Origin of the sequence: Brevibacterium luteolum (genome assembly GCF_013004595.1) — a bacterium.
GTDB lineage: Bacteria > Actinomycetota > Actinomycetes > Actinomycetales > Brevibacteriaceae > Brevibacterium > Brevibacterium luteolum.
The window spans coordinates 39,759-53,687 of sequence record NZ_JABEMC010000012.1; the positions used below are offsets into that span (position 1 = coordinate 39,759).

At 66.9% G+C, this 13,929-nt stretch carries 14 protein-coding genes and 1 rRNA gene; 3 read left to right on the forward strand and 12 right to left on the reverse strand.

The window, feature by feature from the left end:
• Position 1: 1 nt before the first annotated feature.
• The 3 genes from HLA91_RS12915 to HLA91_RS12925 form a co-directional block, all read right to left on the reverse strand.
• Positions 2-850, reverse strand: coding sequence for an ABC transporter permease (locus HLA91_RS12915; protein WP_170275024.1), 849 nt, complete (start codon positions 848-850; stop codon positions 2-4).
• The gene (locus tag HLA91_RS12920; protein WP_170275025.1) at positions 847-1,794 is read right to left on the reverse strand and encodes an ABC transporter permease; all 948 of its coding nucleotides are present in this window, start codon (positions 1,792-1,794) and stop codon (positions 847-849) included. The genes HLA91_RS12915 and HLA91_RS12920 overlap by 4 nt, the downstream gene beginning before the upstream one ends.
• An 89-nt stretch (positions 1,795-1,883) precedes the next feature.
• Positions 1,884-3,395: an ABC transporter substrate-binding protein gene (locus tag HLA91_RS12925; protein WP_170275026.1), complete on the reverse strand. Its 1,512-nt coding sequence runs from the start codon at positions 3,393-3,395 to the stop codon at positions 1,884-1,886.
• Between the two features lie 210 nt (positions 3,396-3,605).
• On the opposite strand from HLA91_RS12925, the gene HLA91_RS12930 reads away from it, so the two are divergent.
• Entirely contained in the window at positions 3,606-4,517 is a 912-nt protein-coding gene (locus HLA91_RS12930) for a CPBP family intramembrane glutamic endopeptidase (RefSeq protein WP_212754382.1), read from the forward strand.
• Here the strand turns inward: HLA91_RS12930 and rdgB are convergent.
• The 5 genes from rdgB to clpS form a co-directional block, all read right to left on the reverse strand.
• Positions 4,484-5,107 (reverse strand): RdgB/HAM1 family non-canonical purine NTP pyrophosphatase, encoded by a 624-nt coding sequence (gene rdgB / locus HLA91_RS12935; protein ID WP_170275028.1) that lies wholly within the window; start codon positions 5,105-5,107, stop codon positions 4,484-4,486. The genes HLA91_RS12930 and rdgB overlap by 34 nt on opposite strands.
• A gap of 68 nt (positions 5,108-5,175) precedes the next feature.
• Positions 5,176-5,910 (reverse strand): ribonuclease PH, encoded by a 735-nt coding sequence (gene rph / locus HLA91_RS12940; protein ID WP_170275029.1) that lies wholly within the window; start codon positions 5,908-5,910, stop codon positions 5,176-5,178.
• A 65-nt stretch (positions 5,911-5,975) separates the two neighbouring features.
• Entirely contained in the window at positions 5,976-6,809 is an 834-nt protein-coding gene (locus HLA91_RS12945) for an MBL fold metallo-hydrolase (RefSeq protein ID WP_338075983.1), read from the reverse strand.
• Between the two features lie 19 nt (positions 6,810-6,828).
• Positions 6,829-7,479 carry a DUF2017 family protein gene (locus HLA91_RS12950; RefSeq protein ID WP_170275030.1) on the reverse strand — a complete coding sequence of 217 codons (651 nt, stop codon included), beginning with the start codon at positions 7,477-7,479 and terminating at the stop codon, positions 6,829-6,831.
• 16 nt (positions 7,480-7,495) lie between these two features.
• Complete coding sequence (gene clpS, locus HLA91_RS12955) at positions 7,496-7,813, reverse strand: ATP-dependent Clp protease adapter ClpS (protein WP_102163165.1); 318 nt, start codon at positions 7,811-7,813, stop codon at positions 7,496-7,498.
• Positions 7,814-7,880: 67 nt separating this feature from the next.
• On the opposite strand from clpS, the gene HLA91_RS12960 reads away from it, so the two are divergent.
• On the forward strand, positions 7,881-9,230 hold the full coding sequence (locus HLA91_RS12960; protein WP_170275031.1) for a nicotinate phosphoribosyltransferase: 1,350 nt from the start codon (positions 7,881-7,883) through the stop codon (positions 9,228-9,230).
• A 7-nt stretch (positions 9,231-9,237) separates the two neighbouring features.
• Here the strand turns inward: HLA91_RS12960 and HLA91_RS12965 are convergent, their stop codons facing one another.
• Entirely contained in the window at positions 9,238-11,037 is a 1,800-nt protein-coding gene (locus HLA91_RS12965; protein WP_170275032.1) for a DEAD/DEAH box helicase, read from the reverse strand.
• A complete protein-coding gene (locus tag HLA91_RS12970; protein ID WP_165883404.1) occupies positions 11,038-11,298 on the reverse strand; it encodes a DUF3039 domain-containing protein in 261 nt (86 codons plus the stop codon).
• Positions 11,299-11,339: 41 nt separating this feature from the next.
• Here HLA91_RS12970 and HLA91_RS12975 point away from each other — a divergent pair, with 41 nt between their 5' ends.
• The gene (locus tag HLA91_RS12975) at positions 11,340-11,882 is read left to right on the forward strand and encodes a flavin reductase family protein (protein ID WP_170275033.1); all 543 of its coding nucleotides are present in this window, start codon (positions 11,340-11,342) and stop codon (positions 11,880-11,882) included.
• A 54-nt stretch (positions 11,883-11,936) separates the two neighbouring features.
• Here HLA91_RS12975 and gdhA read toward each other — a convergent pair whose 3' ends face one another.
• Both gdhA and rrf read right to left on the reverse strand, forming a co-directional pair.
• Entirely contained in the window at positions 11,937-13,274 is a 1,338-nt protein-coding gene (gene gdhA, locus HLA91_RS12980) for an NADP-specific glutamate dehydrogenase (RefSeq protein WP_204514261.1), read from the reverse strand.
• Positions 13,275-13,790: 516 nt separating this feature from the next.
• A 5S ribosomal RNA gene (gene rrf / locus HLA91_RS12985) occupies positions 13,791-13,907 on the reverse strand.
• Between the last annotated feature and the right edge of the window lie 22 nt (positions 13,908-13,929).

Sequence of the window (13,929 nt, forward strand, 5' to 3'; positions counted from 1 at the left end):
GTCAGTCACGTCCTTTCAGCTTCGGGTCGAAGCGGTCGCGCAGCCCGTCGCCGAGCAGATTGAAGCCGAGCACGGCGGCGGCGATGAACAGGCCCGGCCACAGGGCGAGCATCGGGTGGGAGGACAGGTACTGCTGGGACTCCTGCAGCATCCGGCCCCATGAGGGGGTCGGTGGCTGGGTGCCCAGACCGAGGAACGACAGTCCCGCCTCGGCGAGGATGGCGAGAGCGAAGGCGACAGAGGCCTGCACGATGATCATCCCGGCGATGTTGGGCAGCACGTGGAAGACAGCGATCGGCAGGACCCGGCGGTTGGCCGCGCGGGCGGCCATGATGTACTCGGTGCTCATCACCTGCAGGGTCCCGGACCGGGCGACGCGGGCGAAGCCGGGGATCGAGGCGATGCCGAGAGCCACCATCGCAGGTCCGGTGCCGGGGCCGAACACGGCGGAGAACACGATCGCCAGCAGCAGGGCGGGGAAGGCGAGCAGCAGGTCGTTGCCGCGCATGATGAGCCCGGACAGCCACCCGTAGGTGGTCATCCCGGCCAGCACGCCGAGCGGCACGCCGATGAGGGCGGCGATGGCGACGGAGACGACGCCGACGAGCAGGGTGATGCGCGCGCCGTACATGATCCAGGTGAAGGTGTCGCGGCCGTAGCGGTCGGTGCCGAAGAGGTGCTCGGCTGACATGCCCTGCAGCCGGTCGGCAGGCATCGCCTGGGTGGGGTTGTACGGCGTCCACACGAGTGAGATGAGCGCCATGAGGATGACGATGCCGATGAGCACGAGGCCGATGATGAGTGAGGCGTCGGCTTTGAAGCGGCGGCTGGCGACGAGACGGGTGGTCATGCGGCCCTCCTGACGCGCGGGTCGAGGACCGTGTAGAGCAGGTCGACGATGAGGTTGAGCAGCAGGACGAGCACCACAAGGACCATGACGATGCCCTGGACGGTGACAAGATCGCGGTTGGCCACCGCCCGGACGAGTTCGGAGCCCATACCGGGGATGACGAAGACCTGTTCGATGACGACGGCGCCGATGAGCATGGTGGCCAGCTGGATGCCGGCGACGGTGACGACGGGGATGGCGGCGTTGCGCAGCCCGTGGCGCACGAGCGCCTGCGGTTTCGTCAAGCCTTTGGCACGCGCGGTGCGCAGGAAGTCCTCGCGCATCACCTCCAGCACCGCTGAGCGGACGTAGCGGGTGAGAATCGCCGCCTGCACCAGCGCCAGTGCCAGCACCGGCAGTGCCAGGCGGGCGAGGAACCGGCCGAACCCTTCGATCGGGGCGGCCCAGCCGCTGGAGGGGAACCAGCCGAGGCCGAGCGAGAAGATCATGATGAGGATGATCGCTGCGAGGAAGTTCGGTACGGCGATGCCGACCTGGCTGGCCGCTGAGATCGCGGTGCCCAGCGTGCGCTTCTGAAACACCGCGGCCAGTGAGCCCAGCGGCACGGCGATGAGCAGGGCGACGAGCATCGAGGCGATGACGATGATGAGGGTGACCTGGATGGAGTCGGCGATGACCGGGGTGATCGGTGCGCGGGTGACATACGAGGTGCCGAAGTCACCGGTGAGCACCCCTGAGATCCAGTCGAGGTACTGGACCGGCAGCGGCCGGTCGAGACCGTACGTGCGCTCGAGCTGGGCCACCGCCTCGGGGGTGGCGTTGGTGCCCAGGGCCACCTGCGCGGCGTTGCCGGGCAGCACCTGCATGAGCAGGAACACGATGACCGAGGCGATCGCAGCGGTGACTACGAACTGCAGCAGCCGGCGGATGAGGTATCCGGCCATGCCACCTCCTTGTGTCCGCAGCGGCTGCAACGCGGCCGCTGCGGGTCAGATGAGCGGGGCGGGCCGGGGTGTCCGGCCCGCCGGGAGCGTCACTTCCAGGCCAGAGTGGCGATCGGGAAGGAGTCGGAGACGAAGTTCTCCGGCAGTCCCTCGACCCCGGCGTCGGCGACGATGAGGTTGGGGAACAGGAACAGGAACCCGGCCGCGGCGTCCTCGGTGATGGTGCGGGCGACGTCCTTCATGCCTGCGACGTACTCCTCCTCGGTGCCGGTGTCAGCCTTCTTCGCGGCATCTTCGATCTGGGAGTAGTCATAGCCGGTGTAGTAGCCGTCGCCGAAGACGGTGAGCATGTCGTTGGCCTCGACGTGGTTGATGACCGACATGTCGTAGTCGTGATTGGTGAAGGTCTTCTCCAGCCACACCGCCGGGAACTCCTGGGTCTCGATCGTCGGCTTGAGCCCTGCCTCTTCGAGCTGGGAGACGACGATGTCGGCCACGGCGGTGGCATACGGCAGGTTGGGCACGGTGTAGGTGAAGGATTCGCCTTCGATGCCGGCTTCCTTGACGAGTTCCTTGGCCTTGTCGACGTCGTGCGGGTACACGTCGGTGAGGTCCTCATAGTACGGGGCGGTCGGCGGGACCATCCCGCCGATGAGGGTGCCGTAGCCGCCCCAAGCGGTGTCGAGGATGGCCTGCTCGTCGATGGCGTAGAGGACGGCCTCGCGGGCCTTCTTGTCGGCGAAGATGCCCTCGGCGTTGTTCATCGACAGCACGACTTCGCCGTTGGTGGTGCCCTCGACGACCTGGTAGTCATCGGGTGATTCGAAGTCGCCGGCCAGTTCGGGAGCCTGCAGGCTGGCGAGCACGTCGACTTCACCGGACTTCACGGCATTGACCGCGGCGACGGGGTCTTTGTAGTACTTGAAGGTCACCGTCTCCAGATTCGGCGCACCACCCCAGTAGTCCTCGCGAGCTGCGTAGACGATCTCCTGGCCGCGAGTGAAGGACTGCACCTCATACGGGCCGGTGCCGATGGCCGTGTTCGCCAGATCGTCAACGGCATCTTCGCTGAACACCGCGCCCACGGCGCTGGCCAGATCGTACAGCCACCCGTTCGAAGGGTCGGTCAGCGTGATCTCGACGGTCGCGTCGTCGGGAGTGTCGATCGAGTCGATGACGGCCATCTTGGCTTTGAGCCCGTTGGTCCAGGCATCGGAGTTGACGCGCTCATAGGAGAACTTCACATCTGCGGAGGTCAGCTCGTCGCCGTTGGAGAAGGTCACGCCGTCCTGCAGGTGGAAGGTGTAGGTCTTGCGGTCCTCGGAGACGTCCCACGATTCGGCGAGCGCGGGCTTGAGCTCACCGTCCTGGTCGATGCGCACGAGCGATTCGTAGACGTTCTCCATCAGTGCCTGCGGAATCGCCGCACCGCCGGTGGTGGTGAAGTCGAGATTGACCGGCTCGGCGGTGTGTGCGACGACCATGTCGGTGCGCTTCTCCTCCCCGTCTGAGCCGTTGCTGCCGGCTCCTGCGCTGCAGCCGGTGGCGGTGAGCACGACGGCGGCAAGTGCTGCCGCCCATGCAGTGAGTCGTCGCGTCATTTTTCCCTCGAGTCTCGTGTGCAGTGGTGACCGGCCCCCGCGGGCCTGAAGTCACCTTAACGGACACTCAGCGCCGGCTAAGAGATCGTCTCGCAATGTGTCCTGCGACACCCCGCGCCCGAGGCGGTGGTCGCCTGACATCCCCGTCGCGTGCGCAGATGCGGGATACAATCGACTCAGACTGCTCATCGCCGACAGGATCTTCCCATGATGTCAGCCTGGATTCGCTCATCCCCGCTCCTGGCGTTCACGGTGCTGGCCTATGGGGGTTCATGGATTGCGTGGAGCCCATGGTGGCTGGCCCGCAACGGTGTGGGCGTGCTGCCCTATGAGCTGCCGTTTCCTGCCGTCACCGGTGTGAATCAGCTCGGCCTCTTCGCGGGCCCGTTCGCCGCAGCCCTCATCGTCACCGGCGTGCGGTCCGGTCGTGCTGGTGCTTCTCGCCTGCTGGCCTCACTCGTGCAGCTGAAGGTGCGCGGCCGCTGGTACGCCCTTGTCCTCGTGGCGGTTCCGCTGGCTGCCGGGATCGGCTACCTCTTCGTCTCCGGCTTCAGCCCTGAGGTGGGCTCCAGCGGCGGGTTCCTCGTGGTGGTCCTCATCGGCAGCTATCTCATGTTCCTGCTCGGCGGGCCGCTGCAGGAGGAGCCGGGCTGGCGCGGTGTCGCGCTGCCGCTGCTGCAGCGCCGGCACCATCCGCTCACTGCGGCGATGATCCTCGGGCTCATCCACTGCGTCTGGCATGCCCCGCTGTTCGCGACCGCCGAGTGGGACACCGCCCGCGCCGGGATCGGTGACTACCTCGCCTACCTGCTGCTCATCCTCGCCCTGTCAGTCGTCATGTCCTGGGTGTTCAACGGCTCGCGCGGTTCGCTGCTGCTGGCGGTCCTGGCGCACAACGGGCTCAACTGGGCGATCCTCTCAGCCGGCGGGCTGACGGGAGCTACGGCCACGACCTGGCCGGCAGCACTCGGCCTGAGCGTGCTCGCACTCATCGCCATCGCTGCCACCCGCGGCCGGCTCGCCTATGACCCGGCAGATCCTGCCGACCCGGCCGGGATGGTCAGTCCAGTCGGAGGGCGTGCCGATGCTCAGCTGCCGGCAGACCGTGCGGCGAGGAGCTGAGCAAGGCTGCGCAGCGCCTTGCCGCGGTGGGAGATCGCGTTCTTCTGACCTGCGCTGAGCTGAGCTGCCGTCACGTCATGACCGTCGGGGTAGAAGATCGGGTCGTAGCCGAAGCCCTGCTCACCGATCGGCTCCCGGCCGAGCCGCCCGGTCATCCGGCCCTCGGCTACCACCGCCTCGGGAGCGGGACCCTCGTTGGGGTCGATGAACACGGCGGCACAGCAGAACGCGGCCTGCCGGTGCTCATCGGGCACATCGGCCAGCTGGGCGAGCAGCAGCTCGTAGTTCGCGACGTCGTCGCCGTGCCGGCCGGACCAGCGGGCTGAGAAGATCCCCGGCGCGCCCCCGAGCACGTCGACGGCCAGCCCGGAGTCATCGGCGATCGCCGGCAGCCCGGTGTGCGCAGCTGCCGAACGGGCCTTGAGCTCGGCGTTGACGGCGAAGGTCACCCCGTCCTCGACGACCTCGGGCAGGTCGACGTCAGCGGCGGTGAGCACGGTGATCGGCCGATCGAGGACGTCGCGCAGGATCTCTTCGAGTTCCTTCCGCTTGCCCTCATTGCGGGTGGCGATGATGATGCGCTCGAACATGCTGGCTCCTGTCGGTCAGTCCTTCGATCAATCTGCCGGCCGGCCGGCAGGCAGGTCAGCAGCGGCCATCAGCTGCGCGGGCGGGCGAGGGCTTCGCGCTGCAGCTCGGTGAGCTTCGCGCAGCCGGTCTCTGCCAGGCTGAGCAGGGTGTCGAGTTCGGTGCGGTCGAACGCCTGCTGTTCGGCCGTGCCCTGGATCTCGACGAACCGGCCGGAGCCGGTCATGACGACGTTCATGTCGGTGTCGGCTGCTGAGTCCTCGACATACGGCAGGTCGAGGGCCGGCTTTCCGTCGACGATGCCGACGCTGATCGCGGCAATCGAGTCGGTCAGCGGTTCGGCAGCGGCCGGGATCCAGCCGCGGGAGCGTCCGGTGTCGATCGCATCGGCCAGTGCGACGTAGGCGCCGGTGATGGCTGCGGTGCGGGTGCCGCCGTCTGCTTGGAGGACGTCGCAGTCGAGCTGGATGGTGTTCTCCCCCAGCTTGTCCATATCGACGACTGCGCGCAGGGCCCGGCCGATGAGGCGGGAGATCTCGTGGGTGCGGCCGCCGATCTTGCCCTTGACGGATTCGCGCGGGCTGCGGTCATGGGTGGCCCGGGGCAGCATCGCGTATTCGCCGGTGACCCAGCCGCGGCCGGACCCCTTGAGCCAGCGGGGCACGCCCTCGGTCAGGGAGGCCGCGCACAGCACGCGTGTGTCGCCGAACTCGATGAGCACGCTGCCTTCGGCGTGGGTGAGCCAGTCGCGGGAGATGCGCACCTCGCGCAGCTCGTCGTGGGCGCGGCCGTCAGGACGGGTCATGGGATCTCCTTGTGCGAGGCGGTACGGGGCCGGCCGCGCAGGTGAGGCGGCCGTGTGTGTTCAGGCTACAGCTGCCAGGTGTTGCCGGGCCGGGCGAGTTCGATCGGCCCGGAGAACTCGGCGGCGGCTTCGGCGCGGACCATGCAGGCATCGGTCCACGGCGGGATGTGGGTGAGCACGAGGTTCTTCGCCTCGGCGGCATCGGCCACGCGGCCGGCGCGCAGGCCGGTGAGGTGGATGCCGCGGGCGGCATCGCGGTCCTCCTGGAAGGCGGCTTCGCAGACGAACACGTCAGCACCGCGAGCGGCCTCGACGAGGCCGTCGCACTCATCGGAGTCACCGGAGTAGGTGATGACGTGCCCGGACTGGTCCTCGATGCGCAGCGCATAGGCCTCAACGGGGTGCTCGACGAGGAATGCGGTGATCGTCAGCGGCCCGATCGTGAACGCAGCACCCGGGGTGAGGTCGTGGAAGGCGAACACCGTTGACAGGTCGGTCGGGTGCGACTGGCCTGCCACCGGGCTCAGTCCCGGCTCGGTGTGGTAGGCGGCAGCCAGGCGTTCGTGTGTGCCGGCCGGGCCCCAGACGGGCAGGGAGGCGCGGATCGCGCCGGTGTCGGTGTGGGCGTCGCCGCAGTTGAAGTACTTCGGGTCGTAACTGCGGTAGACGTACAGGCCGGTGACATCGAGGCAGTGGTCCGGGTGCAGGTGGGACAGCACGACGGCATCGAGGTTGCTGGGGTCGACGTAGTTCTGCAGCGCGCCGAGTGCTCCGGAGCCCAGATCGATGACGACCCGGTACTCCCGGTGGTCGACGGCTGCCTCCAGCAGGTAGCAGCTGGCAGCCGAGGCGGGCCCGGCAAAGGAGCCCGAGGTGCCAATTGCGGTCAGTCGCATCATGCCTGTTGTTCCTCCTCCATCAGGCGTCTTCCTCCTCGTCCTCTGCACCGGAGCCGAGGCCCGAGAGCAGGATCGTCGTCAGGCGTTCCTGCGCCCAGGTGAGGAAGTCGTAGACGGTGAGCATCGTGGCCTGCTGGTCATCGAGCTCATCGGCGGCCTCCCGGGCATAGAGGTCTTCGACATCGGATTCGCTGGCCATGCTCATCCGGGTGGCGAGCACGAGCCTGACGTCATTGAGCGCCATCGACCAGGCTCGCGTGTGCGCGTCGTCGAGTTCGATCCGGCCGGTCAGCGATAGGTCGTACAGGGCGATGCGGATGTTGGCGAGCTTCGATTCGCGCAGGTCGTGTTCGGTCAGCCGGCGGAACTCCGCAGATCGTTCGGCGTCATCGCCGTCGACGTCGGGCAGCAGCCGCAGCACGGCCGGGTCCTCGGGCCGTTCGGCCGTGGAGATGCCGACCAGCCGGGCGAGGTCATCGGCACTGACCTCACGCTCGCCGGTCTCCCCCGCCTCGGGCGAGGTGTCCTCCGGTTCACCGGAGAGCGCATCGAGTTCGTCCTCGCCGCCGAGCATGACGGCGACATCGGAGAGCAGGGAGCGGAAGATGTGCTTCTCACCGGCTTCGAGATCGAGCACGGCGAAGGCACGCGCAGTCGAGTGGATCTTCATAAGGGCCCCTTCGGGCTCACACCTCACCACCGGTCGGGGCGGGCCGGCAGGTGGCCCACAGGCCGAAGCCGTGCATGGCGGCGGTGTCGCGCTCCATCTGCTCGCGGCTGCCGGTGGCCACAACGCTGCGGCCGAGTTCGTGGACTTCGAGCATGAGCTTCTCGGACTTCGCCCGCGAGTAGCCGAAGTAGCTCTGAAACACGTACGTCACGTAGCTCATGAGGTTGACCGGGTCATTCATGACGATGCACGCCCACGGCGAATCCGGCCGAGTCTCGTGCAGAGTCTCAGCCTGGGGATCGATCACCGCTTGGGATGAGTCGCCGGTTGACATCACGCCTTTCACTGTAGGCGAATTCATGGTTCACCCAGTAATCCTGCAGTGGCCTATCATCGTTCCTATGAGTGATCTCACACCGGCTTCCCCGCGGGGTTCTGCCCCGTTCCGCCCGTCGACAGCACTGCTGACCGACCATTATGAACTCACAATGCTGCAGGCCACCCTCGATTCGGGCCGCGCTGAGCGCCGCAGCATCTTCGAGGCCTTCGGACGCCGCCTGCCGGCCGGGCGCCGCTACGGGATCGTCGCCGGCACCGGCCGGATCCTGGAGATGCTCGCCGACTTCACGTTCACGTCCGAGGAGCTGACGTTCCTCGAATCGACGAAGGTCGTCGACTCGACGACGCTGGACTGGCTGGCTGACTTCCGGTTCTCCGGCGACATCCGCGGGTATGCCGAGGGCGAGGTGTACTTCCCCGGTTCGCCGCTGTTGAGCGTGGAGGCGACCTTCGCCGAGGCGGTGGTGCTGGAGACGATGATCCTCTCGGCTCTCAACTACGATTCGGCAGTCGCCTCGGCGGCCTCCCGGATGAGCCGGGTCGCCGGCTCCCGGCCGTGTGTCGACATGGGCTCACGGCGCACACACGAGCAGTCGGCCGTCGCCGCTGCCCGGGCGACCGTGGTCGCAGGCTTCACCTCGACGTCGAACCTGGAGGCCGGGCGCCGCTACGGGCTGACCACCGTCGGCACCGCTGCGCACTCCTTCACCCTCATCCACGACTCCGAACGCGAGGCCTTCGAAGCCCAGGTGCGGTCGCTGGGCTCGGACACGATCCTGCTGCTCGACACCTATGACGTCGACGAGGCGCTCAAGACCGCGATCGCCGTCGCCGGCACCGAGCTCGGCGGAGTCCGGCTCGATTCCGGTGACCTGGGCATCCAGGCCGCCGAGGTGCGCGAGAAGCTCGACGCGCTCGGCGCGATCAACACCCGCATCACCGTGACGAGCGATCTTGATGAGTATGCGATCGCCGGCCTGGCAGCCGCCCCGGTCGACGCGTACGGCGTCGGCACCCGGGTCGTCACCGGTTCGGGTGCCCCGACGGCGAGCCTGGTGTACAAGCTCGTCGCCCACAGCGATGACGCCGGTGAGTGGGTGTCGGTGCAGAAGAAGGCAACCGGCAAGTCCTCGACCGGTGGCATGAAGGAGGCTGCCCGCATCATCGACGGCACGATCGCCGTCGAGGAGGCCATCGGCATCCCGCGCCTGGAGTTGCCCGATGATCTTCAGGCCCGCCCGCTACAGGTGCCGCTGGTCACCGATGGAGAGATCGATCATTCCTACACCGGTCCCGAGGGGGTGCAGCGTGCCCGTCAGCGTCACGCGGCCTCGATGGCTGAGCTGCCGCGCACGGCACACCGCCTGCAAGCCGGTGAACCGGCGATCCCGACGGTCTTCTACAGCGCCTGAGGCGGGTTCACCGGCGGCCGACGAACCATGCCTGCAGCTTGGTGATGCGGGCCTGGATCTCCTTGCGGCTCGCCTCAGCGACCGGCGGCCCTCCGCAGGCTTTGCGCAGGTCGACGTGGATGGCGGCATGAGGTTTGCCTGTGCGCCTGGCCCACGCGCCGACCATTGTCTGCAGCTTGCTGCGCTCTTCCTTCAGCAGCCGGTGATCATGTTCGGCCAGCTCCGCGGTCGGCACCGCCGTCTGGTTCCTCGCGCCTGAGCGGGCACGGCGCTTCGTCTGCTCGGCCTGGCGGGTGCGCAGCAGCTCGGTGACCTGTTCGGGTTCGAGCAGGCCGGGGATGCCGATGAAGTCGAGCTCGTCCTCAGAGCCGATCATGCCGCCGGAGCCGAACTCACCGCCGTCGAAGAGCACCCGGTCGAACGAGGCCTGCGAGTCAAGGGCTTCATAGGAGCCGAGCAGATCATCGGAGGCTGATTCGCTGGCATTGGCCTCGACGAGTGCCTCATCGTCGAAGACGACCTCGTTCTCGGCGTCCGGGTCCGGCCGGCGGTCGAGTGCGTGGTCGCGCTGGAGCTCGAGCTGATTGGCCAAAGCCAGCAGGATCGGCACCGAGGGCAGGAAGATCGAGGCGGTCTCACCGCGGCGGCGGGCCCGCACGAAGCGGCCGATCGCCTGGGCGAAGAACAGCGGCGTCGACGACGAGGTCGCATACACGCCTACGGCCAGGCGCGGGACATCGACGCCTTCAGAGACCATGCGCACGGCGACCATCCACCGGCGTTCGGAGTTCTGGAACTCCTCGATCCGCTTCGAAGCGCCCTCTTCATCGGAGAGGACGACGGTGACCGGTTCGCCGCAGATCTCGCGCAGCTGCTTGGCATAGGCGCGGGCGACCTCCTGGTCGGTGGCGATGACGAGCCCGCCGGCGTCGGGGACGCTCCGGCGGACCTCGGACAGCCGCAGATCGGCGGCCTTGAGCACGGCAGGAACCCACTCGCCCTTCGGGTTGAGCGCGGTGCGCCAGGCCTGGGCGTGGATGTCCTTCGTCGCCTCAGCGCCAAGCACGGCAGACATCTCATCGCCGGCCTTGGTGCGCCAGCGCATCTCACCGGAGTAGGTCATGAACAGGACCGGACGCACGACGCCGTCCTTGAGCGCCTGGGCATACCCGTAAGTGTAGTCGGCCTTGGAGGTGCGGATGCCCTCCTCGTCTGGGACGTATTCGACGAACGGGATCGCAGCGGTATCGGACCTGAACGGCGTGCCGGTCAGGGCGAGCCTGCGCCGGGCCGGGCCGAACGCCTCGCGCACGGCATCGCCCCAGGACAGGGCGTCACCGGCGTGGTGGATCTCATCGAGGATGACGAGCGTCCGGGCAGCCGCCGTGCGGTTGTGGTGCAGCACCGGTTTCGCCGCGACCTGCGCGTAGGTGACGGCCACGCCGTGGAATTCCTTGCCGTGGCGGCCCTGGGAGTTCTTGAAATTCGGGTCGATGCGGATGCCGACACGCGAGGCGGCGTCGGCCCACTGGGTCTTGAGGTGCTCGGTGGGGGCGACGACGGTGATCCGGTCGACTTTGCGCTGGGCGAGCAGCTCGGCGGCCAGTCGGAGGGCGAAGGTCGTCTTTCCGGCTCCCGGGGTCGCGACGGTGAGGAAGTCGCGCGGCTCTGTATCGAAGTAGCGTTCCAGGGCTTCGGCCTGCCAGGCACGCAGTTTGCCCGCCGTTCCCCACGCGGCACGTTCGGGAAAGGCTGGTGAGAGGTGTTCTGCTGCTGAAGTTCCTGGGATCCGTGTCGGACCCGACATTTACTCCTGCGGTCCTTCAGGCATCGATTCGTAGATCTCCTTGCACTTCGGGCAGACCGGGAAGCGCTCAGGATCGCGGGTAGGGATCCACACTTTTCCGCACAGCGCGATGAGCGGAGTGCCGGTGACCATGGATTCCATGATCTTGGCCTTCGGCGCGTAGTGCGAGAACCGCTCGTGATCGCCGGGCTCAGCAAGCTGGTCCTGTGTCTGGCGCTCGATCGTGGCGGCGCCACCTGTTGCGGGCATCGTGTCGGACATAGCCACCATTCTAGCGCTGGTCGCTGACTAGACTAATCGGCATGGCCGACAGTGACGCACCCCTCTCGTTCTTCCCCGCGCCCGAGGCGCCGGCTGACGAGGACCTCATCCGCACCTACCGGCAGGTCGCCGGGCAGATGGTCCGACCGGTGGCGGTGGTGGCGTGTCTGCGGGGCCGGCAGCCGCATGCGGTCACCGTCGATTCGTTCCTCGATGTCTCCTATGATCCGCCGACGATGGCGGTGAGCATCTACTCGGGTTCCCGGATGATGGAGTCCCTGGAGATCGCTGAGGCGATGACGATCAGCGTGCTGGCAGCTGAGCAGAAGAACATCGCCCAGTGGCTCGGTGAGCCCGGTCAGCCGCTGTATGGGGTGCTCGATACGGTGCCGACGCATGCGGCTCCTTCCGGTGTGCCCTACATCGCCGGTGCTGCTGCGGTGTTCGACTGCCGGATCACCAACCGTCTGGAGATTGCCACGCACACGCTCGTCGTCGGCGAGGTGCGCAGCTGTGCTGAGACGGTCGGCGTGCGGCCGCTGGCGCGCTGGCAGGACGACTACGGGACCGTCACCGGGCGCTGAGATGTACAAAGCGCCGGTGCCTCTCAGGGCACCGGCGCTTCGCGCTGCGCAGCATCAGACGACGCCGAGGCTGTGCATCGCGTCGGCGACGCGGACGAAGCCTGCGATGTTGGCTCCGGTGACGAGGTCGCCGGGCTGGCCGTATTCGTCTGCGGCTGAGGCGCAGCGTTCGTGGATGCCGGTCATGATCTCATCGAGCTTGTGCTCGGTGTAGTCGAAGTCCCAGCTGTCCCGTGAAGCGTTCTGCTGCATCTCCAGGGCGCTGGTGGCCACGCCGCCGGCGTTGGCGGCTTTGCCGGGGCCGAAGAGCACCTTGTTGTCGCGGAAGATCCGCACAGCCTCGGGCGTGCAGGGCATGTTCGCGCCTTCGGCGACGACGCGCACGCCGTTGTCGACGAGCATCTGCGCGGATTCGCCGTTGAGCTCGTTCTGGGTGGCGCACGGCAGGGCCACGTCGGTTTTGATCGACCAGACGTTGCCGCCTTCTTCGAAGCGTGCGCTCTCACGTCGCTTGGCGTATTCGCCAACGCGTTCGCCTTCGACGAGCTTGACTTGCTTCAGCAGCGCGATGTCCATGCCCTTGGGGTCGTGGACGAAGCCTGAGGAGTCGGAGACGCCGATGACGGTCGCACCGAGCTCCTGGGCCTTCTGGGCGGCGTGGACGGCGACGTTGCCGGAGCCGGAGACGACGACGGACTTGCCTTCGATCGTCCGGTTGGTCTCCTTGAGCATTTCGCGGACAAAGAACACCGTGCCGAAGCCGGTGGCTTCGGTCCGCACCATGGAGCCGCCGTAGCCGAGGCCCTTGCCGGTGAGAACGCCTGCTTCGTAGCGGTTGGTGATGCGCTTGAACTGGCCGAAGAGGAAGCCGATCTCCTCTTCACCGACGCCGATATCACCTGCCGGCACGTCGGTGTATTCGCCGATGTGTCGGTAGAGCTCGGTCATCATGGACTGGCAGAAGCGCATGATCTCAAGGCGGGACTTGCCCTTGGGGTCGAAGTCGGAGCCGCCCTTGCCGCCGCCGATCGGCATGCCGGTCAGGGCGTTCTTGAAGGTCTGCTCGAAGCCGAGGAACTTGATGATGCCGGAGCTCACCGTCGGGTGGAACCGCATGCCGCCCTTGTAGGGGCCGAGGGCGGAGTTGAACTCGACGCGGTAGGCGCGGTTGATCTGGACTTCACCATTGTCATCGACCCATGGAACGCGGAAGATGATCTGCCGTTCGGGCTCGCAGAGACGCTCAACGGCGGCGAGGGCGAGGAACTCGGGATGCTTGTCGACGACAGCACCGAGCGAATGCAGGACTTCGTGGACAGCCTGGTGAAACTCGGACTCGCCGGGGTTGCGGCGCAGCACGGTGTCGAACAGAGGCTGTAGATTCGGGTGCAATGACATGAGTCGATTGTAAGTGTTGCACGCGATGTTCCGCGCAGTGGGTCGGATTGCGGATACTTGACGACCCCCAGCACGCTCCCCCGACTGCACACAACTCAGGTAGACGTGCAGGTCACGATCCTATTTGACGAGCAGTCAGAGCGGCAAACGAAGCGAATGCGGTGCGGAAAAACGTTCCGAATTCCGGGCACAGTCTGCATAGACCCTCATGGCCATGAGAAATCATGCACTCGATGAGCGGCGCCCCCAGCGTGCAGGAAGCCGGCAGCAGGGCGTGTGAGCAGCACCGGCAGCTGGGTCAGCAGGAGCTCATGGAGCAGGCTCACCAGAGCGCTGCTGGTCACCCGCGGCAGGGACAGAAGAAATCATGCCTCTGACTGTCAGACAGTCAGAGACACTGGATCTTCTTACGCGGCGTCGGTTCAGTCTCGGCGGCCGACGGATCCGAGATGAATAAGCGCGAGCCCGGGGAGCAGTGCTCAACCCGGGCTCGACTTTCTTTATGCGAAATTGCGGCGGTGACTTACTCTCCCACACCCTGTCGAGTGCAGTACCATCAGCGCTGGCAGGCTTAGCTTCCGGGTTCGGAATGGGGCCGGGCGTTTCCCTGCCGCTATAGCCGCCGCAAAACCATGTGTGTTGCTGGTTT

Excerpts from the sequence above, each read along its gene's own strand:
- HLA91_RS12915 (WP_170275024.1), bottom strand. The coding sequence starts at position 850 with ATGACCACCCGTCTCGTCGCCAGCCGCCGCTTCAAAGCCGACGCCTCA.
- HLA91_RS12920 (WP_170275025.1), bottom strand. The coding sequence starts at position 1,794 with ATGGCCGGATACCTCATCCGCCGGCTGCTGCAGTTCGTAGTCACCGCT.
- HLA91_RS12925 (WP_170275026.1), bottom strand. The coding sequence starts at position 3,395 with ATGACGCGACGACTCACTGCATGGGCGGCAGCACTTGCCGCCGTCGTG.
- HLA91_RS12930 (WP_212754382.1), top strand. The coding sequence starts at position 3,606 with ATGTCAGCCTGGATTCGCTCATCCCCGCTCCTGGCGTTCACGGTGCTG.
- rdgB (WP_170275028.1), bottom strand. The coding sequence starts at position 5,107 with ATGTTCGAGCGCATCATCATCGCCACCCGCAATGAGGGCAAGCGGAAG.
- rph (WP_170275029.1), bottom strand. The coding sequence starts at position 5,910 with ATGACCCGTCCTGACGGCCGCGCCCACGACGAGCTGCGCGAGGTGCGC.
- HLA91_RS12945 (WP_338075983.1), bottom strand. The coding sequence starts at position 6,809 with ATGATGCGACTGACCGCAATTGGCACCTCGGGCTCCTTTGCCGGGCCC.
- HLA91_RS12950 (WP_170275030.1), bottom strand. The coding sequence starts at position 7,479 with ATGAAGATCCACTCGACTGCGCGTGCCTTCGCCGTGCTCGATCTCGAA.
- clpS (WP_102163165.1), bottom strand. The coding sequence starts at position 7,813 with ATGTCAACCGGCGACTCATCCCAAGCGGTGATCGATCCCCAGGCTGAG.
- HLA91_RS12960 (WP_170275031.1), top strand. The coding sequence starts at position 7,881 with ATGAGTGATCTCACACCGGCTTCCCCGCGGGGTTCTGCCCCGTTCCGC.
- HLA91_RS12965 (WP_170275032.1), bottom strand. The coding sequence starts at position 11,037 with ATGTCGGGTCCGACACGGATCCCAGGAACTTCAGCAGCAGAACACCTC.
- HLA91_RS12970 (WP_165883404.1), bottom strand. The coding sequence starts at position 11,298 with ATGTCCGACACGATGCCCGCAACAGGTGGCGCCGCCACGATCGAGCGC.
- HLA91_RS12975 (WP_170275033.1), top strand. The coding sequence starts at position 11,340 with ATGGCCGACAGTGACGCACCCCTCTCGTTCTTCCCCGCGCCCGAGGCG.